This window comes from Glycomyces paridis, from assembly GCF_004912155.1.
Lineage (GTDB): Bacteria > Actinomycetota > Actinomycetes > Mycobacteriales > Micromonosporaceae > Glycomyces > Glycomyces paridis.
In genome coordinates this window covers 34,794-58,094 of record NZ_STGX01000019.1, presented here as the reverse complement: position 1 = coordinate 58,094, position 23,301 = coordinate 34,794, and the positions used below count along the sequence as shown (strand labels likewise).

The window sequence follows — 23,301 nt, the reverse complement described above, 5'->3', positions numbered from 1 at the left end:
GGCGGGAACCCCGAACCAAGTTGAGCCGGATAGACTCAATGTTCGACCGGCCAATGTCGGCTGTCAAGGCGATCACGATTTTTGTGACGAACTGCACTAAAGTTGAGTCGACCCGACTCAACTCTGGGATTCGGGGGGCCTCAGCGGGCGGCGGCGGGCGCGCCCCCGGCGGCCTCGCAGCACTCGGTGAGCAGGTCGTCGGCGATCTTCCAGGTGTCGCACGGCCAGGCCTGCTTGCACGAGGCGCAGTCGATGCCCAGCAGCTGCTCGGGCAGGTGGTCGCGCCACATCGCCGAGGCCAGGGCCCAGCCGGTGATCTCGGTGATCCCCGCGGGCGCCTCCAGCGGCGGCGGCTCCTCCAGCGAGAACAGCTTGGAGGGCTCCTCGCGCCGCGAGCGCCGCGAGCGGCCCGGGATCGGCACCACCATCGAGGCCTGCTCGGCGGCGGGCTCCCCGACGTGGCGCGGGCGGCGCGGCGGCGCGGTGCGGTCCTGACGCGGCAGTCCCCGCCCGGTCTCGGGGGCCTCGGCCGGCGGCGGCACCGCCCTCGTTGAATGCTGCATGCTCACGCTATCTCCTCATTCGCCTTCGCTTCCGTGCCCTGCGTACTCCTCTGTCCGGTCTAACGGTCGAACGTGCCGCGAGGACACGGGTGCGGCCGCGCGCGCCGCCCGCCCCGGGCGGCGCACCGGCGGGCGGGGCCGCGCATTCGGGGCGCGATTTCGGTCCCTCCCAATGCGAAGGTCGTTTCCATTCGGCGGCGGCGCCCGACCACGTCGCAGCGGCCGCGATCGCACCGGCGCATCGTCGCCGGCGCGGCGGAACGGCACGGGGACGCGCGGACTCGCGCCGGGAGTGGATGGGCGGGCGAGGGAGAGGTAGCCTGGGGCGCATCGGCTCTCCCGGCCGCTGGCGAACGATACCGGTGCGGCGCATGGGGTTCGTGAGGCGTTGGCTTCACGTTATCCAAGGAGCGTAACGGAAACCGCACTTGCTGCATCAGAACGGTGTTGAGCTGGGGTTTCTATCATGTGACGGACCCTAAGAGTGCATTAACTTTGGGTTACGACGTCCGTTTTGTCAGAAAACGCCCCGTTCGCGTGTGGCATCATTGGTTTCATGCAGTCTCCTTCAGAAGAAGTACAATGGACGGTTGACGGTGGATTGATCACTCCCTACTTCGAAACCAAGACCACCCTCAGCCGCACCGCCGGCGGCGACCACCAGACCGACCACGTCTACATCTACGGCCTCGAACTCGACGGCGACGGCGAGATCGCCATGCGCCTGCGCCCCGAGCACCGCCACCAGCACGCCGAAGCCTCCCTCGCCATCCGCGTGGACGAGGCGAACTGGGTCCGCACCGGAGCGGAGTACCTCGGCGGGCAGCACCTCGTCAGCACCGTCACCACCCGCGACCACACCGACTGGTCGCTCTCCCCGGTCGACACCGAGTCCGACGAGATCTGGCTCCGCCTCATCCGATCGGGCGGCACCATCACCGTGGCCCACGCCGACGACGGCGTCGACTACACCACCATCGCCTCCACCTACCTCCCCGGCGGCGTGCCCGCGCTCGCGGGGATCGCCGGCTCGCGCCCCGTCTCCGAGAGCTTCTGGGACACCGCGCAGGACCTCGACATCGACGTCGACTGAACCGGGTTCAGCGCGCCGGCCGTGGGGGGCCGGCAGGCGCTGAGCACAGAGGTCGGGCCCGGTGGGCCCGCTCGGACACCCGAGCCGCGCAGCCCGGCGGACCCGACCTGTGTGCTCAGACCGAAATCCCCGACGCCGTCGGGGCACAGCACGAAGGCGCGGCCGATCGCGAGGGCGATCGGCCGCGCCGTTTCCATTCGTCATCCGGTGCGGCGCCCCGGACGGCTACGGCCCCAAGGGGTCGCGTCGCCGTCAGCCGGCGGGGCGCCGCGTTCGGCGACTACTCGAAGAGCACCGCGTAGGTCTGGAACGCCGTGGCGACCTCGACCTGGTGCCAGTAGCGGTGGTAGTTGAACTCGGGCGCGGGGCCCGTGCAACCGCCGTCGATGTAGGCCTGGACCTGGTCCCAGCCGTCGAACTCCGTCATGAAGGAGCGGGTCTCGATGAACGTGACCCCGTTCTCCAGGACGTCGCCGTTCGGCATGGTGCCGGTCCAGCCCTCGGGGATGTAGACCTCGTCGCCGAAGCGGCAGTAGTCCGCGCGCTGCTCGGGCTGGGTCACGCCGATGCCGTCGTTGGCCTCCCACAGGGAGTCCAGCAGGTTCGCGGCGGCCGTCTGCGACGCGGTGTCGCCGGTGGCGGCCGCGTGGTAGGACAGGATCTTCGCGAACGCGCCGGCCACACCCGGGTCCTCGGACATGGTGGCCACGGAGACGGACAGGCCGTCGCCGGGCTCACCGCTCCAGGTGAGGTCGCCGGGGATGCTGTAGCCGTCGGCGGTGATCGTGCTCTCGCTCAGCGCCCAGTCCACCCAGGCGTCGAGGATGTCGCACGCGCGGGCGTCGTCGGTCACCATGCAGAGCTGGGCCGTGCGGTCCATGCCCCAGGCCTGGAAGCCGAACCAGCGGTTCGACGGCGGGTCGTGCCAGACGGGCTGCTCGTCGTAGTACAGGCCGTTGTGCTCGGCCGACGAGGTCGGGGTGCCGTAGTTGCCGCCCCAGTTGTTCGTCGCGCCGCCCGCGAGGGCGCCGGCGCCGGGGCTCCCGGCCGGAACCTGGAGCCACTCCAGGAAGTCCAGCTGGGCGTCCAGGCTCTGGGCCCAGTCGCTCGCGCCCGTCGCCGACTCCGGCTCCAGGCCGCCCTCGGAGAGGGCGTAAGCGGCCATGACGTTCTGGTAGCCCTGGTGGACACCGGAACCGCCGATGCGGAACGACCAGTCGCCGTTCATGCCGGCGCCCCACGAGTAGTACCAGCTGATCAGGTAGTGGAACGAGTCCTTACCCGTGCCGACCGGGCACGAGGAGGCCCCGATGCAGTCGCCCTCGATCTTCTTGAAGTACTTGTCCGCGAACGAGTACCGCAGGAAGTCGCCCATCTTGGAGGCGTTGTCGAGCGAGTCGGCGATGACCGACTCCTGGCCCTGCTCGGCGGCCCACTGCTGGGCCATCCACGCGACCTGGACGGCGCGCGCGTCGGCGTCGGGGGCGTCGGTGTAGCGCTCCTGCTGGGAGTACTGCTCGTCACCCACGAACAGGTCCAGGAAGCCGTTGTCGCCGCCGAAGTCGAACGTCTCGCACGACGGGTGCGCGATGGTCTCCCACGTCGACTCCTGCGAGCCGCGCTGGAACGTGTTCATGTACGCGGGCTCGGTGGTCCCGTCGCCGCACTCGCCGAAGCCGTAGGCGTTGTCGACGTCGAGGATCCAGTGCATGCCGTAGACCTGGTTGGTCCCGTAGGTCGAGCGGAGCTCGGCGCCGAGGGGGTCCTGGCCGACGGGGACGTCGAAGTCCAGCTGCGTCGGGTAGTCCTGGACGCTGTCTGACTCCGGCGCGTAGGACGCGGGGTCCGCCGGGTTGTAGTTCGTCGGGTTCAGGTCCGGGATCGCGTAGTCCTCGGTGATCTGCCACGAGTTGTTGTAACCCGTCCAGTCGCCGGTGACCTGGCCGTAGGCGGCCTCCAGCCACATCAGGTAGCTGAGGGCCTCGGAGGTCGTCTCGTGGCCGTAGTCCGGCGCCTCGACGATGAGCTCCTCCACCGAGTGGTAGGGGACGCCCGTCTCGTGCAGGTACGGGGAGTCGGCACCGGTGAGCTGGTCGTACATCGCGAGGAAGCGCTCCTCGTTCTGCGTGACCTCGCCCAGGTCGGCGACGGTGACCGTGACGTTGACCGTGTCGTAGCCGGGGGCGGCGACGGCGAAGACCGCCGAGGCGCCGGGCTCGGCGTCGGCGGCGGCGCTGAAGACCACCGACTGGTCGGCGGACTCGCCGGCCGGGAAGGACCGCGAGGCGCCGGTGGACACCGACAGGTCGGTCGAACCGGAGGTGCGGGTCGTGGTGACCGTGGTCGCGGCGTCGATGGCCGAGGAGAAGCCGACGTCGATCGACGCGGTGGAGCCGGCGTCGACGACGACGTTCGTGCGGGACGCCTCGAGCGCGGCCTCGACCGGCTCCTCGGAGCCGTCGCAGGACTCGCCGTTGACGGTGAACCCGGTCGGCTCGGTGGCCGAACCGGAGCCGATGAACCCGAAGACCTCGCGGGTCTGGCCCGCGGCGATCGCGCCGTTCCAGCCGACGTCACCGCCGGTGAAGTGGCCGCCGCTGACGTTCCAGTCGACGTTCCAGGCGCTGGTCACCGAGGTTCCCGACGGGAAGTCCCATTCGATGTCCCAGCCGTTGAGGCCGGCGTCCCCCGCGGTGAGGATGACGTTGGCCTGGAATCCGCCGCCCCAGGTGGAGACGACCTTGTATTCGACGCCGCCGCAGTACTCGGCGGCGAACGCCTGCGGCGCTGCCACCGCGGCGAAGGTGCCCACGAGGGCGACCGGCAGGGTCACCGCCGCGGCACGGCGCCATCGGCGGCTCTTGCCGCCGGAGCGCCGCCGCGGCGGGGCCAGATTGTCGAGATCCATTATTGCTACTCCTGAGAGTGGGTGGTATGTCCGGTTCTGTGGGAGCGCTTGTGCCGGGTAGGCGGTCCGTGAATCGCACGAGTGGAACGAAACGGACCAGAATGCGGAAGCGCTCCCAGGCCATGCTCCCAAGTCTTGTCCCAATATGTCAATACATTGATATCCCTAAATTTCTTAGCAGACCTACCCGTACAGCATCGGTGACCTGGCATTTAGCCAGGTGAGCGCCCTGATGATCCAGATTTATAGTTATAGATTCGCGATCTTCGATTTCTTCACGTCGATCACGGGTGTAACAACCAAGTAACGACTCTCACACCCGGCCTTGCATCGTGGAACACGCTCCCGTACGATCCTGGTATCGCTCCCAAGAGCGATCGCCTCGGCGGTTTCAGTCCGCGGGCCGTCGCGCACATACGGCGGCCCGCATCACGACCGTCCCGGGCATCAAAGGAATCGAGTCACTCTCTTCAACCCCTCGGGAAACGCATGGCGCCGCCGGCGCCTGGAAGGAAACAGCAACGATGCATCTCCTCAAACGACAGCACGGCAGGGTGGCCCTCGCGGCCGTCGCCGCGGGAGCGCTCACGCTCTCCGCCGCCGCCTGCGGCGGGGACGACGACCCCAAGTCGGAAGGCACCAACGCCGACGGGCAGATCGTCCTCACCGTCTCGATCTTCGGCAACTTCGGCTACACCCAGGCCGGCCTCGAAGCCGAGTACGAAGCGGCCCACCCCGACATCGACGTGGTCATCGAAGGCGACGGCGTCAACTTCGACACCGAGTACCGTCCCGCCCTCGAGACCTCGCTCGAGACCGGCTCCGGCGCCGGCGACGTCATCGGCATCGACGAGCAGGCCACGCCGCAGCTGTTCAACAACCCGGACTTCTGGTACGACCTGACGGCCGACTACGAGAGCCGCGCCGGCGACTACACCGAGAACACCTGGAACCTCGGGCACACCCCCGACGGCAAGCTGGTGGGCTTCGGCACCGACATCGGCGGCATGGGCATGTGCTACCGCCCCGAGCTGTTCGAGGCCGCGGGCCTCCCCACCGACCGCGAAGAAGTCGCCGCCGCGTGGGCCACCTGGGACGGCTTCAAGCAGGTCGCCACGGACTTCGTCGCCGCCGACACCGGCGCCGCGTTCCTCGACGGCCCGACCCAGCTCCAGAACATGCTGCTGGGCCAGCTCGCCGGCCAGAACGACGGCAAGATGTACGTCGACGACGAGGGCACCCTGACGCTCGACTCGGCCGCGGCCACCCAGTCCGTCGACACCGTCCTGGAGCTCCAGGAGATCGGCGCCATCGGCAACTTCGCCTCGTGGTCCGAGGAGTGGAACGCCGGCATGGTCGAGGGCGGCTACGCCGTCATGCCCTGCCCCGCGTGGATGGCCGGCGGCGTTATCCAGCCGACCTCCGGCGAGGACAACGCCGGCAAGTGGGACATGGCCGCCGCGCCCGGCGTGGCCGGCAACTGGGGCGGCTCCTTCCTCGCCGTTCCCTCGCAGTCCGCGCACCCCGAGGAGGCCGCTGAGCTCGCCGCTTGGCTGACCGCCCCGGAGCAGCAGGTCAAGGTCTTCGAGGCCGTCGGCAACTTCCCGTCCTCGCCCGTGGCGCAGTCGGACCCGAAGGTCGCCGACTACACCAGCGACTACTTCAACGGCGCCCCGATCGGCCAGATCATCGCCGCCTCGATCCAGTCGTTCCAGCCGCTCGAGTACTCCTACTTCCACCCGCCGGTGAAGGCCGCGGTCGAAGGCGTCCTCAACGGCGTCGCCGACGGCACCTTCAAGTCCGCCGACGCGTGGGACGAGATCAACTCCGCGGCCGAAGAAGCCGTCCAACTCGCCGGAGCCGGCCTCTAGCCCCCGGTGGGCCCGGTCGGGGGGAACCTGCCTCCCGCCCGGCCGGGCCCCGGGCAGGCAGCGCCTGAAAACGCCGCCAGGCCCAGTGCCGCCGAGACGCGGACCGGCGTCGAACGGTTCCCGGCATCCGTTCGACGCACCACCCCAGGACCGGTCCCCACCCCTTCTCGGCGGCACCGTGTCGGCCCGCCGCGCCCCAACCCGCGGCGGGCCGGCTCCCCTCGGAAGCACCGTTCCGCATCCGAACGCGGCGGGGCCCGCGAGCCACGAGTCGGCTCCGTCGGTCCGCAGCACCGGTCCGCCCCACGACCCCGGCCAGCAGGAGCGCCGCGGTCGGAGGGCCCCGGCGGGCCCGCCGCGTCCGTCCCAGACTCGGCGAAGCTTGCGAGCCGTGAACTGCAAGGAAGGCCCCAATGACCACCCGCAACGCCGCACCGCGCCTGACCTGGCGAGACCGGCTCAACCGAGCCGACGTCAAGGCGACGCCCTACGCGCTGGTGTCCCCGTACTTCATCCTCTTCGCCGTCTTCGGCGTCTTCCCCATGGCGTACACGCTCTACGCCTCGCTGCACAGCTGGAAGCTCGGCAACCCGAACCGGACCTTCGTGGGCCTGGACAACTACAAGTTCCTGCTCACCGAGTACGACCGGTTCAACTGGTCGGTGGTGAACACGCTCGGCATGTTCGTCATGGCGACCGTCCCCCAGCTCGTGGTCGCCCTCATGGTCGCCAACGCCCTCAACAAGCGCCTCAAGCGCCCGATGCTGTGGCGGATGCTCATCCTCGCCCCCATCGTGACCTCGGTCGTCGCCGTCGGCGTCATCTTCGCCCGCTTCTGGGGCACCGAGTACGGCATGGTCAACGGCGCCCTCGACCTCATCGGGATCGACAAGATCGACTGGCAGACCGGCCGGTTCTCCTCCTGGTTCGCGATCTCCTCCATGATCGACTGGCGCTGGATGGGCTACAACTCGCTCATCTTCCTCGCCGCCATGCAGACCATCCCCAAGAACCTGTACGAGGCCGCGACCGTCGACGGCGCCTCGCCCCGCCAGCAGTTCTGGAAGATCACGATCCCCCAGCTCAAGCCGGTGCTCATCTTCACCGTCTTCGTCTCCTCCGTCGGCGGCATGACGCTGTTCGTCGAGCCGATGATGTTCGGCTCCGGGCTGCTCAACGGCGGCGCGGACGGCCAGTTCCAGACCACCGCGATGGTCCTGGTCGACATCCTGCGCACCCACGGCAACTACGGCATCTCCGCCGCGGCCGGATGGCTCCTGTTCGCCGTCATCGGCATCGTCGCGGCCGTCAACTTCCTCGTCGTCAACCGCATCCAGGGGAACAAATGAGCACCGCAACCGCGCCCCGACGCACCGCACCCGAGGCGCCGGCGCCGAGCGCCGCGAAGCAGCGCCGCAGGAAGAAGCGCCACAGCGGCCCGCACGAGTCCGACGGGGTCTTCGCCCCGTCCGTCATGACCCGCGTCGGCCTCGCCTTCGTCGCGCTCCTGTCGATCTTCCCGCTGTACTGGATGATCGTCATCGCCTCCCGGGTCTCCTCGGACGCCTCGGGCTTCCCGCCCGCGCTCCTGCCCGGCGGCAACCTCGGCGAGCACATCCAGGAGGCCCTGACCAACCCGCAGGCGAACCTGCTCCTGGGCCTGCGCAACTCGCTCATCATCACCGGCACGGTCACCCTCTCGGTGATCCTGCTGTCGACCCTCGGCGGCTTCGCCTTCGCGAAGCTCAAGTTCCGCGGGTCCAAGATCCTCATGGCCACGGTCCTGTTCTCGATGATGGTCCCGCTCCAGCAGCTGGGCATCGTGCCGCTGTACATGGTCATGGTCGAGCTCCAGTGGCTCGACACCCTCCAGGCCGTGATCCTGCCGTTCCTCATCAACGGGTTCGGCATCTTCATGATGCGCCAGTACTGCGAACAGGCCGTCCCCGACGAGATCATCGAGGCCGCCCGCATCGACGGCGCGAGCACACTGGGCATCTGGTGGCGCATCGTCCTCCCGGCCCTGCGCCCCGCCATGGTCGTCCTGGGCCTGCTCACCTTCATGCTCAACTGGAACGAGTTCCTGTGGCCGTTCATGGTGCTGAGCGAAGCCAACCCGACCATCCAGCTCGCGATCCGCCAGATCTCCACCGCCACCTGGTCCGCGGACCTCTCGATGATCTTCACCGGCACTCTGATCTCGATCATTCCAATCGCGATCCTGTTCGTCGTGTTCGGACGACAGATCGTCCACGGCATCATGGAAGGTTCTGGCAAATGACCATAGACACCGACGGGACCGCGCTCGCGGCCCGATTCCCATCGACATTCGCCTGGGGGGCGGCGACCTCCTCCTACCAGGTCGAGGGCGCCACCGGCACCGACGGGCGCGGCAAGTCCATCTGGGACGCGTTCGTCAACGAGCCCGGCCGCGTGGTCGACGGCTCCAACGGCGACACCGCGATCGACTCCTACAACAACATCGCCGGGGACGTCGCCCTCATCAAGGCGCTCGGCCTCAACAGCTACCGGTTCTCCCTGTCGTGGCCCCGGATCTGCCCCGACGGGGACGGCACCGTCAACCCCAAGGGCCTCGCCTACTACTCGAACCTCGTCGACGCCCTCCTCGCCGAGGGCATCACCCCCTGGATCACCCTCTACCACTGGGACCTCCCCCAGACCCTCGAAGACGCCGGCGGCTGGCCCGAGCGGGCGACCGCGCTGCGCTTCGCGCAGTTCGCGCAGATCGCGCACGAGGCCCTCGGCGACCGCGTCAAGCACTGGATCACCGTCAACGAGCCGTGGTGCTCGGCGTTCCTCGGCTACGCCTCGGGCGAGCACGCCCCCGGGCGCCGCGACCCCTCCGCCTCGATCGCCGCCGCGCACCACCTCATGCTCGCCCACGGGCTCGCCGCGCGCGCCATCAAGGCCGCCGACCCCGAGGCCACGGTGAGCATCGGCCTGAACTTCTACCCGATCCACGCCGCCAGCGAGTCCCCCGTCGACCTCGACGCCGCGCGCCGCGTCGACGGCGTCCAGAACCGCTGGTTCACCGAGGCCGCGCTCCGCGGGGCCTACCCCGAGGACATCGTCGAGGACTTCAAGGCCATCACCGACTTCGCGTTCATCGAGGACGGCGACCTGGAGACGATCAACGCGCCGCTCGACGTGCTCTCGGTGAACTACTACAGCAGATTCACCGTTACCGGTAACGGCGGTGCGACCTCCGCGTCGGCCGCGCCCACCGGCGCCGGGTCCGCCTGGCCCGCCAACGAGCACATCGGCTTCGTCTCGGCCGGGCTGCCCGTGACCGACATGGGCTGGGAGATCGAGCCCGCCGGGCTCACCGAGATCCTCACCCGCCTGCACGCCTCCTACCCCGAGGTCGGGCTGGCCGTCACCGAGAACGGCGCGGCCTTCCCCGACAAGCTGGACGACGGGGAGGTCCACGACGTCGAGCGCCTCGAGTACGTGCAGGGCCACGTGGCCGCCTGCGCCGACGCCGTCGACGCCGGGGTGCCGCTCGTGGGCTACTTCGCCTGGTCGCTGGCCGACAACTTCGAGTGGGCCTGGGGCTACACGAAGCGGTTCGGGCTGGTCTACGTCGAATTCGAGACCGGCGAGCGCACGGTCAAGGACTCCGGGCGCTGGTACGGCGACCTGGTGCGACGCGCCCGATCGAACCGTGAGGCAGAATAGATCCACCGCTAACGTTGCCCGAGGTGATGCACGATGACCGAGACCCGAACCGAGGTTTCCGACGAACCGGCACCGACCGCCGGCAAAGGTGAGCGCCACGGACGCAGACGCAGCGGCGGACGGCCGACGCTCGACACCGTGGCCCGCCACGCCGGCGTCGGCCGGGGCACGGTCTCGCGCGTCATCAACGGCTCCCCCAAGGTCGCCGAGGACACTCGCGCCGCGGTCCTGGCCGCCATCAAGGAGCTGGGGTACGTCCCCAACCAGGCGGCCAGGACCCTCGTCACCCAGCGGACGGACACCGTCGCGCTGGTCGTGACCGAGTCCCAGGAGTGGCTGTGGTCGGAGCCGTTCTTCGCCGGCGTGCTGCGCGGGATCACCGAGCAGCTCGCCGAGGAGAACATGCGGCTCATGCTCACGTTCGCGCCGCGGGACGGCAACCGCGCCGACCTGGAGTCCTACCTCATGGGCCAGCACGTCGACGGCGTCATGATGGTCTCCAGCCACTCCGGGGACCCCCTCCCCGAGCGGCTGGAGGACGCGGGCATCCCGATCGTCCTGTGCGGCACGCCGGTGGGCTTCCGCCCGGTGGCGTACGTCGACTGCGACAACCGCTCCGGCGCGCGACAGGCGGTCGAGTACCTGGCGCAGCACGGCCACAAGCGGATCGGCCTCATCGCCGGCCCGCAGGACATGGCCGTGGGCGTCGACCGGCTCAACGGCTACCGGGACGGCCTGCGCGGCTCCCGGCTGCCGGTCGAGGAGTCGCTGGTGTCGGTCGCCGAGGGCTTCGACGAGGCCTCGGGCATCAAGGCCGCCCGGCACCTCTTCGACACCGCCGGCGAGCTCGACGCGGTCTTCTGCCACTCCGACCCGCTCGCGATCGCGACGCTCCGCGTGGCCCGGGAGCGGGGGATCAGCGTCCCCGAGGACCTGGCCCTGGTCGGCTTCGACGACTCGCCGCTGGCCGAGGTCGCCGAGCCGCCGCTGACGACGGTCCACCAGCCGACCGAGACGATGGGCCGCGAGATGGCCCGCCTGCTGTGCGGGCGCATCCGCGGCGAGGAGGCCGGGCCCCTGGTGACGATCCTGGGCACCAGGATCGTGGTCCGCGAATCCGCCTGAAGTTCCCCTTCGAAGACGGGCCCGGCTCCGCGCGGAGCCGGGCCCTTCGCCGTCCGGTCTACAACCAGCCCCAGCAGACCGTGTAGCTCAGCTCCGGGAAGTCGGGGATCTCCTGGTAATGCCAGCCCCAGCCGTTGCACCAGCCCTCGGGGTCGTCGAAGATCTCGTTCGAGCGCCCCGTGATGTACACGTTCCCGTCGGAGCAGTCGGAGACGAACTCGAAGTACGTGTAGTCGCTGTTCATCGACATGCAGTCGTCGACACCGGCGTACCCGGCGTCGCCGCCGGGGTAGATCATCGTCAGGCACAGCGTGACGTCCAGATAGGTCTGGCTCGTCGTGTACGCCAGGCCGTAGATGTAGTACGTGGAGTCGGTGCACGAACTCGTGCTCGACTCGTCCTCGAGCCGTTCGATGACCTTGAAGGCCCCGTCCTGGCAGTCGATGACGTTCCACGCCGAGTCGGGCGTGGAGGTCCCGTAGATGCACTCGTCCACTTGCGCGTGGTAGGCGTCGTCCCCCGCGATCGCGGTGTAGCTCAGGCACAGCACGCGGTCGGCGGCGGTGGAGGTGACTGCGGAGTCGGCCAGCGGCAGGTCGTCGCAGGAGGTCAGGTCGGAGGTGCCCTCGACGATGTCGATGGCCTCGAAGGTCCCTGCCCCGCAGCTGGTCGCCTCCAGGTCGGGGGTGGTCTCGTCGCCGTAGTCGTAGAAGCAGTCGCCGATCGCGGCGTCGGCGACCGGATCGGCGACGGCGGCCTCGGTGGGCTCGGTGCCGGGGTCGGCGCCCGTGCCGCCCTCGTCGGTGTCGGTCGCTGAAGTGCCGGTGCCGCCGGTGTCGCCGTCGGAGCGGTCGAGGCCCCACACGACCCCGGCGATCCCCAGCCCGACCACCAGGACGATGCCGAGCGCGATGCCGATCCAGCCGGCGGCCGGGATGCCCGAGGACGGCTGCGGCATGACCGGCGGCCCGTACTGGGGCGGCATGGGGCCGTAGGGGCCCGGTGCGGGCGCGCCCGGGTAGGGCCCGGGCGCGGGCGGGCCGGGCGGCGGGTAGCCGATGGAGTGGCTCGTCCCCGGGCTCGGGGCGTAGCCCCCGGTCGGGGAGGCGTACGGGTCGGGCGCGCCGTACGGGTCCGGCGTCGTGCCGTACGCCGGGGGCTGCCCGGGCGGGTAGCCGTTCGGCTGGTTCGGGTCGGCGCCCGGATTGGGGTTGTAGGAGGCGTAGGGGTCCATGAGGCCAGTTTGCCAGGTCGAGGCAAGTGCGGCACGTCTCGCTCAAGGCGGGGCCGGGTCGGCGGCGCGGGCGCCGTGAGGCGGGTCGCAGGGGCGGTGCGCCAGGATGGCTACTGCTCAGTAACATGTATCGTGATCGGGAACACCGCACTGTTGCAGGAGGGCGCCATCCCGCCGTCGTGCGCCAGCAATGCCGAGAGCCAGCACTGCCGAGAGGTCGCCATGGGAGTCGTCCAAATCGTCACGGCCACGATCGCCTTCGCGTACACCGCGTTCGCGATCGGGCTGTTCGTCCGCGCCGGTCTCGGCATGCTCGACCTGATCCGGCTCGGCGCGCCCGACAGCACGCGCAAGGGCGACCGGGGGCAGCGGATCAAGACCATGCTGCGGGAGTCCTTGGGCCACACCAGGATGCTCCAGTGGACCTGGGTCGGCCTCGCGCACTGGGCGGTGTTCTTCGGTTTCTTCCTGCTGTTCCCCGCCCTCGCGCAGTCCTATTGGGAGGTGATCGACCCCTCCCTGAGCCTGCCGATCGTCGGGCACTGGGGGCCCTGGCTGCTGGTCTCCGAGCTCCTCACGGTGCTCACGGGCATCGCCATCCTCACCCTCTTCGGGATCAGGACGGCCCGTCAGCCGCGGTCGCACCGCGTGCCGCCGCAGGGCACCGCCTCCGAGGCCGGGCAGCGGCGCTCGTCCTCGCGCTTCGAGGGCTCGCGGCAGTGGATGGCGTTCTACATCGAGGCGACGATCTTCACGATCGTCCTCTCCCACATGGCCGTCCGGGTCTTCAAGGTCTCGCTCGGGGAGGTCGACGAGTGGACCTCGCCGGTCTCGTCCCTGTTCGCGAACGGCCTGGACGGGGCCTCCGAGGAGGCGCTGCACACCGCGATCACGCTCGCCGCGGGCCTCGACATCCTCGTCTCCTGGACGTTCTTCCTCATGCTGGCGCTCATCCCGTCGATGGGCATCGGCTGGCACCGCGTCACCGCGTTCTTCAACCTGTACTTCAAGCGCAACGCCGACGGCGCGGTCTCGCTCGGCGCGGCCAAGCCCATGCTCATCGGCGGCGAGCCGGCCGACTTCGAGAAGGCCGACCCCGAGACCGAGCCGTTCGGCGTCGCGACCATCGCCGACTTCTCGTGGAAGGGCCTGCTCGACTTCTCCACGTGCACCGAGTGCGGCCGCTGCCAGTCGCAGTGCCCGGCCTGGAACACCGGCAAGCCCCTGTCCCCCAAGAAGCTCGTGACCGACCTGCGCGACCACCTGTACGAGCAGGCGCCTTACCTCAAGGCCGCGGCGCTCGCGAAGGAGCGCGGCGGGGCCGACCCGCACGAGAAGATCAACATCATCGGCTCGGTCATCGACCCCGACGTCCTGTGGGCGTGCACCACCTGCGGCGCCTGCGTCGAGCAGTGCCCGGTGGACATCGAGCACGTGGACCACATCATCGACCTGCGCCGCAACATGGTCATGATCGAGTCGGACTTCCCGGCCGAGGCCCAGACGATGCTCCGCAACCTGGAGAACAAGGGGAACCCCTGGGGCGAGAACCCCGCCCACCGCCTCAAGTGGGCCGAGGGCCTCGACTTCGAGGTGCCGGTGGCCGACGGGGAGACCGAGTTCGAGTACCTGTACTGGGTCGGCTGCGCGGGCGCCTACGACCCCAAGGCGCAGAAGACCTCTCGCGCGGTCGCGACCCTCCTGCACGACGCGGGCGTCAAGTTCGCGGTGCTCGGCGAGGCCGAGACCTGCACGGGCGACTCGGCCCGGCGCATCGGGCACGAGTTCATGTTCCAGATGCTCGCCGAGCAGAACGTGGAGACGCTCAACGGGGTCGGGGCCGTCAAGATCGTCGCGACCTGCCCGCACTGCCTCAACACCGTGGGCAACGAGTACAAGGACCTCGGCGGGAACTACGAGGTCGTGCACCACACCGAGCTCCTCAACGACCTCGTCAACGCCGGGAAGATCACGCCCGTCGAGGAGCACGACGGCAAGCTCACCTACCACGACCCGTGCTACCTGGGCCGCCACAACCGCGTCTTCTCGCCCCCGCGCGAACTCCTCGGCTCCTTCGCCGAGGTCACCGAGATGCCGCGCAACGCCGAGAAGTCCTTCTGCTGCGGCGCGGGCGGCGCCCGCATGTGGCTGGAGGAGCCGATCGGCAAGCGGGTCAACCGAGAGCGGGCCGACGAGGCCGTCGCCACCGGCGCGAGCACCGTGGCGGTCGGCTGCCCGTTCTGCTCCACCATGCTCCGCGACGGCGTCGCCGACGCGGGCCGCGAGGACGTCGAGGTCGTCGACATCGCCCAGCTCTTGGCGCGGACCCAGGAGAAGCGGGCCGAGAAGGCCGCCGCCGAGTAGCGGGCCGGTTGAAGCGGGGCGGCATGGGCTTCCCATGCCGCCCTTCGGCTCACCTGCCGAAGTGGGCGCGCAGCAGCGCGGCGGACTCGGGTTCGAGGACGCCGCCGTAGACCTCGGGGTTGTGGTTGAGCCGGGGGTCGCGCACGACGTCCCAGAGGGAGCCGACGGCGCCGGTCTTGGGTTCCCAGGCGCCGAAGACGATCGCGCCGACGCGGGCGAGGACGGCCGCCCCGGCGCACATCGTGCACGGCTCCAAGGTGACCACGAGGGTGCACCCTTCGAGCCGCCAGCCGTCGCCGTGCGCCGCCGCGGCCGCGCGGAGGGCGAGGACCTCGGCGTGCGCGGTCGGGTCGCCGAGGGCCTCTCTGGCGTTGGCGGCCACCGCGAGTTCGCGCCCGTCGGGGGCGAAGACCGCGGCGCCGACGGGCAGGTCCGCTCGCGGCGCCGCGGGGGCGTCCTTCGGTGCCGCCGTGGCGGTGTCGGCCTGGCATGCCGGGCGGCCGGGCCGGTTCGGGGGAGTCCCACCCGCCGGGAGGCCCGCACCGGGGGTGCGCGCCGCGTCGAGGGCGCGGCGCATCCAGCGTTCGTGGACCTCGCGGCGGGACTGCATCGGAGTGGAAGGGGGCCTGGCGACTAGGCGCCGGTGGCGTCTTCGAGGGCCTCGGCGAAGCCGACCGCGGCGGCGACGGCGGCGACCACGTCGGAGGGCATCATGCCCTCCTTGGCGCACAGGGCGAGCAGGTTGGAGCCGGGCACGCCCAGGTCGCGCATGAGGTCGGCCTCGCCGACGGGCTCGGCGTCGAGCTCGGTCGGTCGGGCCGCGATGGACTCCTCGTCCTCGGAGTCGATCTCCTCGGCGTCCTCGGGTTCGAGGTCGCCCAGGAGGGCCTCGCCCAGGCGCGACTGCGACGCGTATTCGGCGTCGGAGCCGAACGTGCGCAGGTCGTCGCCCTTGTCGAGGCGCATCACCGTCAGGTACTCGTCGTCGGCGTCGACGAACAGCAGCGTCAGGTCGGCGTCAGGGAAAGCCTCACGCATGACCTCGGCCGCGTCCTCGACGTCGGCAACAGCGTCGAGGTCGACCTCCGCGGCCTCCCATTCGTCGCCCTCGCGGCCCACAGCCACAGCGAAATACGACACGATCCGTCCCCGTCTTCTCATTCAATGGAACCGGCGGCCCGAGCGGGCAGCCGTTCGATACGACCTACTGAAGGATGTGGCGAACTGCGGTCGATGTAACCACAGGATCCAATCGCCGGTCAGCAAAAGATACAGCTCGCACGAGAGCCCCGTGACCCCAGCGGCCGTCCCTGCGACCGCCGCAACGCCGACCGCGGCTCCGCGGTCACCGTAGCGCGCGAGCGCGGCCGCGGCGACTGCTCCGATCGTACTCGCGGCCAAAGTCACCCAGGCGAAGCCCGCCCCGCTCGGGGACGCGTCCTGGGCGCCCTTGGCGTACGCCAGGAGCCACATGAGGACCCACAGCGCGCACAGCGCGGAACCGGCGGCGGTGGGGCCGACGCGGACGGGGTGGGGCTCCCTCCAGCGGGGCCGCAGCGCGCGCGGCGGCGGCCCTTCGGGTCCGGCCCAGGAGGTGGGGCCGATGGGTCCCTCATGCATAGGGGACAGGGTACGCAGGCGGCGGTGCGACGGGGAAGGGCATGACCGGTGCGGCGGGCGGTTCGACCGGCCGCATCCGCCCGTCGGGGAACGTCACGTGATAGCGGCGCCCGTCCCACAGCGCGGGGGGCGTGCGCGGGTCCGCTCCCGCGTAGCGGGCCCTGGCGGCGTGCATGCGGCCCACCCCTTCGTGGACGGTCTGCTCGCTCCAGGGTCGCCCGATCGAGGCGAGGTCGTACTGCTCGGCGACGGCGGAGGCGGACCGCTGGAAGTCCTTCATGGCGGCCTCGCCGGGTTTTCCGGCGAAGCGGCGGGCCCAGGCGCGGGCGGCGGAGCGGCGCGAGAAGCTCGCGAGGGAGGCGAGTTCGGGCGGCGAGAGCTGGGCGGCGCCGACCAGGGGCGCCAGGACGGTCTGGGTGCGGCGGGCGTCGGCGGCGCGCAGCCACAGGGCCGCGCCGACCATCGTGAAGAACAGGGGCGCCAGGAACGCCGGGTAGAGCGCGAACCACAGCGCGGGCATCTCCAGGGCGACGCCGAGGACGGAGGCGCCGTTCCACAGGGCGTGCAGTCCCATGCCGCACAGGAGCATCCCGATGATCCACACGGTCTGGAGGCCCTTGCGTCCGGGCTTGCGGGCGGCCTTGCCCAGGCCGATCGCCGAGAGGCCGGTCATGAGCGGGTGGGCGAACATGGTGGCGAGGCCGCGCATGATGACCAGGAGGGTCACCTGGGCGATCCCGGCGGCGGCGTCGAGGGACTCGGCGCCGTAGACGTAGGCGCCGGAGGCGTAGAGGACGTTCTCGGCGATGGCGAACCCGGCGCCGGACAGTCCGCAGTAGACGAGCGCGTCGAGGGTGCCGGTGAGGTGGCGGCGCGCGAACCAGTACACCAGGAGCGGGCCGAGGAGCTTGCCGATCTCCTCGATGACCGGCGCCGAGACGACGGCCGCCAGGTCCGGGTTGAGGTCGTTCCTGTGCAGGAGGTACGCGGCACCGGTGTTGACGCCCAAGGCGATCGCGGTGGCGACGCACGCGCCCCAGCCGAGGCAGAACGCCAGGACCAGCCACGGGCGGCGCCGGTAGCGGCCCAGCCACACGAACGCGCCGATGAGGATCGGCGCGGGCAGCAGCGCCGCCGCGAGGCCCACGGCGGCCGCCTCGCCGCCGGCGCCTTCGATGATCGCCCAGGCGAGCACGGTAGCCCCGCCGGCGAACAGCAGGAGCGTCCCGCCGACGAGCAGGCCCTGCTTGCGCTTTGCCGCGCCGACCCAGGCGAGGACGATGCCCACGAGCGCCGCGGCCGCCGCGGCGACGAGGGGTGCCAGTTCGGCGAGGAGGTCGGCGAGGTTCATCGGGTGGGCTCCTGGTCGGGGTCGGAGGGCGGCCCGTCCCCGGCGGCGTCCTCGCGGATCACGAAGTGGTCGCCGATGCCGGAGACGGCCAGGAGGCGCTTGAGGAAGTCGCCGAGGTTCGCCAGGACGAGGACGGCGCGCGAGCGCGCGGCCGCGCGGGCGAGGATCACGAGGGTGCCCAGGCCGCGCGAGTCGCAGAAGGTCACGCCGCGCATGTCGAGGACGACGCGGACGGGGTCATCGGCGAGCGCGGCGTCGACGGCGGAGGAGAGCCGTGGCGCGGTGTGCAGGTCGATTTCGCCGGTCAGCGCCACGATCGTCTCGTTCGACTCTCGGTGGACCGAGATGTCGAGCTTCTGGTGCACCACGGGACCAACCCTAGCCGAGGGTCAGCGGTTGTCGGGTTCGAGCAGCCCGAGAATCCGCGCGATCTCGTCGTCGCCGCCGTGCTGTTCGGCCCATTCGGTAAGGGACGCATGGGCGGCGCCGAGCCGGTGGCGCAGGAGCTCCTCGCGTTCGCGGAGGTTCCGGGTGCGCTCGGAGGTCTGGCGCAGCGCCTGCCCCTGGGCCCACAGGTCGATGAAGACCTTCACCTTGGTGCGCAGCATCCACGGGTCGAACGGCTTGGTGATGTAGTCGACCGCGCCGACCGAGTACCCGCGCATCGCCAGGTGGGCGTCCCTGTCGGCGGCGGTGAGGAAGATGATCGGGGTGTGGCGGGTCTTCTCGCGCTGCTTGATGTGCCGGGCGGTCTCGAAGCCGTCCATGCCCGGCATCTGGGCGTCGAGGAGGATCGCCGCGTAGTCCTCCGACAGGAGGCGCTTGAGGGCCTCCTCGCCGGAGGTGACGGCGATGGTGTTGACGGGCAGGCCCTGGAGGATCGCCTCCAGGGCGAGGAGGTTCTCGGAGCGGTCGTCGACGAGCAGGACGCGGGCGGTGCTCATGCGGTGCCTCCAACGGTCGGTCCGCCATTGTCCCGCCCCGCCGCCCCGTCTGCGTCGTCGGGTCCCGCGGTGCGGGGCGCGCCGCCCGCGCCGATCCAGTGCGACATGGTGTCCAGCAGCAGGTCGAGGTCCACGGGCTTGGTGAGGTAGGCGCTCGCGCCGGCCTCCACGGACTGCTCGCGCTGCTCGGCGAGGGCCTGCGCGGTGAGGAACACGATCGGCAGGTCCGCGAACTGCGGCATCCGGCGGATGACGCGCGTGGTCTCGTTGCCGTCCATGCCCGGCATCATCGAGTCCATGAGGACGATCTCGATGCCCGGGTGGTGCTGGAGCGCGTCGATGCCGTCGGCGCCGTTCTCGGCGTAGTGCACCTCGATGCCGTGCAGCTCGAGGGCGGCGGTGAGCGCGAAGACGTTGCGGATGTCGTCGTCGACGATGAGGACGGTCGTGCCCTCCAGGTGCTGGGCCGCCGCCGAGGACGAGGGCGTCTCGGGCGCGCCGGTGAGGATGCCCGGCTGCTCCTCCACGGCCGTCGGCAGCTCCGTGCCGACCATCGCGAAGTCGCCCTCGGCGTCGATCTCGACGGGCACCACGAACGTGAACTTCGACCCGGCGTCGCCGGTGTGCTCGATGAACACGTCCCCGCCGAGCGCCTGCGAGAGCGACTTGGAGATCGACAGGCCCAGGCCCGTCCCGCCGAACAGTCGCCGCGTGGTGCCGTCGGCCTGCTGGAACGGCTCGAAGATGATCGTCTTCTTCGCCTCGGCCACCCCGATGCCGGTGTCGATGACGCTCAAGGCGATCCGCTCGGCCGCCGCGTTCAACTGCGGGGCGTCGAAGCGCAGGTCGGCCGGGACGCGCCGCACCGCGAGCGTCACCGAACCGGACCTGGTGAACTTGACCGCGTTCGACAGGAGGTTGCGCAGCACCTGCTGGAACTTCTGCCCGTCGGTCTGCATCAGCTGCGGCACGCCCGTGCCGACGTCCACGGCGAACTCCAGGCCCTTGTCCTCGGCCTGCGGCCGGAACGCCGCGTCGATGTCCCCGAGGATCTCGGCGAGGTCGACCGGGTGCACCGAGACGACCATGCGCCCCGCCTCGATCTTCGACAGGTCGAGGATGTCGTCGATGAGGGTGAGCAGGTCCGTCCCGGCGTTGTAGATCGTGCGCGCGAACTCGACCTGGCGCTCCGAGAGGTTCCCGTCGGCGTTCTCCGACAACAGGCGCGCGAGCAGCAGCAGCGAGTTCAGCGGCGTCCGCAGCTCGTGCGAGACGTTCGCGAGGAACTCCGACTTGTACTTCGAGGCCTGCGCGAGCTGGTCGGCCTTCTCCTCGATGTCCTTGCGGGCGGTCTCGACCTCCTCGTTCTTCAACTCGATCGCCTTGTTCTGCGCCGACAGGAGCTGCGCCTTCTCCTCCAGCTCCACGTTCGTCTCCTGGAGCCGGTTGGACTGCGCGCGAAGCTCCTGCGCCATGCGCTGCGACTCGCGCAGCAGCACCTCGGTGCGGGCGTTGCCCTCGATCGTGGCGAGCGTGACCCCCACGTTCGGCGCCAGCGCGTCCAGGAACCGCTTGTGCAGCCCCGAGTAGGCGTTGAACGACGCGAACTCGATGACGCCGCGGACCTTGTCGCCGAACTGGACGGGCAGGATGATGAGGTCGGTCGGGGTGGCCTGGCCGAGCCCCGAGGAGATCTCCAGGTAGCCCTCGGGGATGTCGTGCAGGTGGATGGTGCGCTTGGAGGCCGCGGCCTGGCCCACCATGCCCTCGTTGTCCTCGATGACCTTCTTCTCGCCGGGGCTGGGGTGCCCGTAGACGGCGTTGAGGCGGTAGGTGACGTATCCCGAGACGTCCTCGTGGCGGACGTAGAACGTCGAGGTCTGCGCGTCGATGAGCGGCGTGACCTCGTCGAGGACCATGCGCGTGACCTCGTCGACGCCCCTGCGGCCCTGAAGGAGCGAGGAGATGCGGGCGAGGTTGGAGTTGAGCCAGTCCGCGTCGGTGTTCTGGCGGGTCTTGTCGCGCAGCGCGGTGATCATCTGGTTGATCGACTCGGTGAGGTCGGCGATCTCGCCGGCGGCCTCGAAGTCGACCGACTGCGTCAGGTCCCCGCGCGCGACGGCGTGGGCGACGTTGGCGATGGCCCGCAGCTGGAGCGTCAGGGTCGCGGCCAGCGAGTTCACGTTCCGCGTCAGGGCGAGCCAGGTCCCGGCGACGCCCGCGACCTCGGCCTGCCCGCCGAGGTTCCCCTCGACGCCGACCTCGCGGGCGACGCGGGTGACCTCGTTCGCGAAGCTGGAGAGCTGGTCGACCATCGTGTTGACGGTGGTCTTGACCTCGGCGATCTCGCCCTGGGCGTCGACGGTGATCTTCTGGTTCAGATCGCCCTTGGCGATGGCCTGCGTGACCGTGGAGATCGAGCGGACCTGCTCGGTCAGGTTCGAGGCCATCGTGTTGACGTTGTCGGTGAGGGCCTTCCAGGTGCCCGAGACGCCCTGCACGTTCGCCTGCCCGCCCAGGCGGCCCTCGGTGCCGACCTCGCGCGCCACGCGCGTGACCTCGTCGGCGAACGAGGAGAGCCGGTCGACCATGGCGTTCATCGTCGACTTCAGTTCGAGCATCTCGCCTTGGGCGTCGACGGTGATCTGGCGGTTGAGGTCGCCGGCGGCGACCGCGCTGGCGACCGACGAGATGTTGCGGACCTGACTGGTCAGATTCGAGGCCATCGAGTTGACGTTGTCGGTGAGGGCCTTCCAGGTGCCCGAGACGCCCTGCACGTTCGCCTGCCCGCCGAGCTTCCCCTCCGTGCCCACTTCGCTGGCGACGCGCGTGACCTCGTCGGCGAACTGCGACAGCTGCGCCACCATCGAGTTCATCGTGGACTTGAGCTCCAGCATCTCCCCCTGGGCGTCCACGGCGATCTGCTGGTTGAGGTCGCCGGCGGCGACCGCGCTGGCGACCGAGGAGATGTTGCGGACCTGCGCGGTCAGGTTGGCGGCCATGAGGTTGACGTTCTCGGTGAGGTCCTTCCAGGTGCCGGAGACGCCGGGCACGTCGGCCTGGCCGCCCAGGCGGCCCTGGGAGCCGACCTCGCGCGCGACGCGCGTGACCTCGGCGGCGAACCGCCCGAGCTGGTCGACCATCGTGTTCACGGTGGTCTTGACCTCGGCGACCTCGCCCTGGGCGTCGACGGTGATCTTCTGGCCGAGGTCGCCTGCGGCGACGGCGCTGGTGACCTTCGCGATGTTGCGGACCTGCTCGGTGAGGTTCGCGGCGAGCTGGTTCACGTTCTGCGTGAGATCGCGCCAGGTGCCGGAGACGCCCTGGACGGTGGCCTGGCCGCCGAGGCGGCCTTCGGTACCGACCTCGCGGGCGACGCGCGTGACCTCGTCGGCGAAGTTGGAGAGCTGGTCGACCATCGTGTTGACGGTGGTCTTGAGTTCGAGGATCTCGCCCTGGGCCGGAACGGCGATCTTCTGGTTGAGGTCGCCGCGGGCGACGGCGCTGGTGACCTTGGCGATGTCGCGGACCTGGTCGGTGAGGCTGGAGGCCATGTCGTTCACCGAGTCGGTGAGGTCCTTCCAGGTGCCGGAGACGCCGGGCACGTCGGCCTGCCCGCCCATGCGGCCCTCGGTGCCCACTTCGCGGGCGACGCGCGTGACCTCCCCGGCGAAGATGCGGAGGGTCTCGGTGAGGGAGTTGATGGTCCCGGCGAGCTCGGCGACCTCGCCGGAGGCCTTGATGGTGATCTTCTGGTTGAGGTCGCCCGCCGCGATGGCCTGCGTCACGGTGGAGATGGACCGCACCTGCTCGGTGAGGTTGGAGGCCATGGTGTTCACCGCGTCGGTGAGCGAGCGCCAGGTGCCCGAGACGTCCTGGACGTCGGCCTGCCCGCCCAGCTGCCCCTCGGTGCCGACCTCGCGCGCCACGCGCGTGACCTCACCCGCGAAGCTGCGCAGGAGCCCGACCATGCGGTTGACGGTCTCGCCGAGGCGGCGGAAGGAGCCGCGCAGCTGCTTGCCCTCGATGTCGAGCGCGGCTTCCTGCGAGAGGTCGCCCGCGGCGACCGCTTCGAGGACGCGCCCGAGCTCGGTCGTGGGGCGGACCAGGTCCTCCACGAGCCGGTTGACGCTCGCGGCGCCCTCGGACCAGCCGCCGTCGAGGTGCTCGACGATGAGCCGGTGGTTCCACGAGCCCTCCTCGCCGACCACGCGGGCGATGAGCGCGAGGTCGCGGGTCTGGCGGTCGGCCTGCTCGACCACGGCGTTGAACCGGTCCACGACCTCCCCCGCCAGGCCTTCGCCCCGAGGCAGCCGCACCGAGAAGTCGCCCCGCTCGACCGCGCCGAGCGCGTCGGCCAGACTTCGGAGCAGGTCGGACTCATCGGTGGGGTTCGCTGTACGGGAAACGGTGTCCGTCATGGCGTGGTTCCTCAGCTGCGGAGACTGGCGTGCCTACCAGGTTGTCACACGAACGCGGCAAACATGAAGGCAGGTTACTCAAGCCACCGCTCACGATCACCACCGGTG

16 protein-coding genes are annotated in these 23,301 nt (G+C 70.2%); 7 read left to right on the top strand and 9 right to left on the bottom strand.

Going from position 1 to position 23,301, the window contains the following annotated elements; genetic code table 11:
- Window positions 1–140: 140 nt before the first annotated feature.
- Entirely contained in the window at window positions 141–569 is a 429-nt protein-coding gene (locus E9998_RS21450) for a hypothetical protein (RefSeq protein WP_136531744.1), read from the bottom strand.
- A gap of 595 nt (window positions 570–1,164) precedes the next feature.
- Between E9998_RS21450 and E9998_RS21445 the strand changes: the two genes are divergently transcribed.
- Entirely contained in the window at window positions 1,165–1,656 is a 492-nt protein-coding gene (locus tag E9998_RS21445; protein ID WP_158299927.1) for a DUF1349 domain-containing protein, read from the top strand.
- Between the two features lie 280 nt (window positions 1,657–1,936).
- Here the strand turns inward: E9998_RS21445 and E9998_RS21440 are convergent, their stop codons facing one another.
- Entirely contained in the window at window positions 1,937–4,564 is a 2,628-nt protein-coding gene (locus E9998_RS21440; RefSeq protein ID WP_136531742.1) for a glycoside hydrolase family 48 protein, read from the bottom strand.
- A 524-nt stretch (window positions 4,565–5,088) separates the two neighbouring features.
- On the opposite strand from E9998_RS21440, the gene E9998_RS21435 reads away from it, so the two are divergent.
- From E9998_RS21435 to E9998_RS21415, 5 genes are all read left to right on the top strand, one after another.
- A complete protein-coding gene (locus E9998_RS21435) occupies window positions 5,089–6,435 on the top strand; it encodes an ABC transporter substrate-binding protein (protein WP_136531741.1) in 1,347 nt (448 codons plus the stop codon).
- 413 nt (window positions 6,436–6,848) lie between these two features.
- Window positions 6,849–7,784 carry a carbohydrate ABC transporter permease gene (locus E9998_RS21430; protein WP_136531740.1) on the top strand — a complete coding sequence of 312 codons (936 nt, stop codon included), beginning with the start codon at window positions 6,849–6,851 and terminating at the stop codon, window positions 7,782–7,784.
- Window positions 7,781–8,716: a carbohydrate ABC transporter permease gene (locus tag E9998_RS21425; RefSeq protein ID WP_136531739.1), complete on the top strand. Its 936-nt coding sequence runs from the start codon at window positions 7,781–7,783 to the stop codon at window positions 8,714–8,716. The genes E9998_RS21430 and E9998_RS21425 overlap by 4 nt, the downstream gene beginning before the upstream one ends.
- Window positions 8,713–10,134 carry a GH1 family beta-glucosidase gene (locus E9998_RS21420; protein ID WP_136531738.1) on the top strand — a complete coding sequence of 474 codons (1,422 nt, stop codon included), beginning with the start codon at window positions 8,713–8,715 and terminating at the stop codon, window positions 10,132–10,134. The genes E9998_RS21425 and E9998_RS21420 overlap by 4 nt, the downstream gene beginning before the upstream one ends.
- Before the next feature lie 33 nt (window positions 10,135–10,167).
- Window positions 10,168–11,259, top strand: coding sequence for a LacI family DNA-binding transcriptional regulator (locus E9998_RS21415; RefSeq protein ID WP_136531737.1), 1,092 nt, complete (start codon window positions 10,168–10,170; stop codon window positions 11,257–11,259).
- 58 nt (window positions 11,260–11,317) lie between these two features.
- Here E9998_RS21415 and E9998_RS21410 read toward each other — a convergent pair whose 3' ends face one another.
- Window positions 11,318–12,493, bottom strand: a complete 1,176-nt coding sequence (locus tag E9998_RS21410; protein WP_136531736.1) for an LppU/SCO3897 family protein — start codon at window positions 12,491–12,493, stop codon at window positions 11,318–11,320.
- 222 nt (window positions 12,494–12,715) lie between these two features.
- Between E9998_RS21410 and E9998_RS21405 the strand changes: the two genes are divergently transcribed.
- Complete coding sequence (locus E9998_RS21405; protein ID WP_136531735.1) at window positions 12,716–14,857, top strand: (Fe-S)-binding protein; 2,142 nt, start codon at window positions 12,716–12,718, stop codon at window positions 14,855–14,857.
- A gap of 49 nt (window positions 14,858–14,906) precedes the next feature.
- Here E9998_RS21405 and E9998_RS21400 read toward each other — a convergent pair whose 3' ends face one another.
- The 6 genes from E9998_RS21400 to E9998_RS21375 all read right to left on the bottom strand — a co-directional run bounded on the left by E9998_RS21400 (window position 14,907) and on the right by E9998_RS21375 (window position 23,193).
- Window positions 14,907–15,467: a nucleoside deaminase gene (locus tag E9998_RS21400; protein ID WP_136531734.1), complete on the bottom strand. Its 561-nt coding sequence runs from the start codon at window positions 15,465–15,467 to the stop codon at window positions 14,907–14,909.
- A 23-nt stretch (window positions 15,468–15,490) separates the two neighbouring features.
- Entirely contained in the window at window positions 15,491–15,997 is a 507-nt protein-coding gene (locus tag E9998_RS21395) for a tRNA adenosine deaminase-associated protein (RefSeq protein WP_136531733.1), read from the bottom strand.
- Between the two features lie 472 nt (window positions 15,998–16,469).
- The gene (locus tag E9998_RS21390) at window positions 16,470–17,828 is read right to left on the bottom strand and encodes a PrsW family intramembrane metalloprotease (protein WP_136531732.1); all 1,359 of its coding nucleotides are present in this window, start codon (window positions 17,826–17,828) and stop codon (window positions 16,470–16,472) included.
- Window positions 17,825–18,196 (bottom strand): STAS domain-containing protein, encoded by a 372-nt coding sequence (locus E9998_RS21385; protein ID WP_136531731.1) that lies wholly within the window; start codon window positions 18,194–18,196, stop codon window positions 17,825–17,827. Before E9998_RS21385 ends, E9998_RS21390 begins: the two co-directional genes overlap by 4 nt.
- A 21-nt stretch (window positions 18,197–18,217) precedes the next feature.
- Window positions 18,218–18,772, bottom strand: coding sequence for a response regulator (locus E9998_RS21380; RefSeq protein WP_136531730.1), 555 nt, complete (start codon window positions 18,770–18,772; stop codon window positions 18,218–18,220).
- A complete protein-coding gene (locus tag E9998_RS21375) occupies window positions 18,769–23,193 on the bottom strand; it encodes a HAMP domain-containing protein (RefSeq protein ID WP_136531729.1) in 4,425 nt (1,474 codons plus the stop codon). Before E9998_RS21375 ends, E9998_RS21380 begins: the two co-directional genes overlap by 4 nt.
- Between the last annotated feature and the right edge of the window lie 108 nt (window positions 23,194–23,301).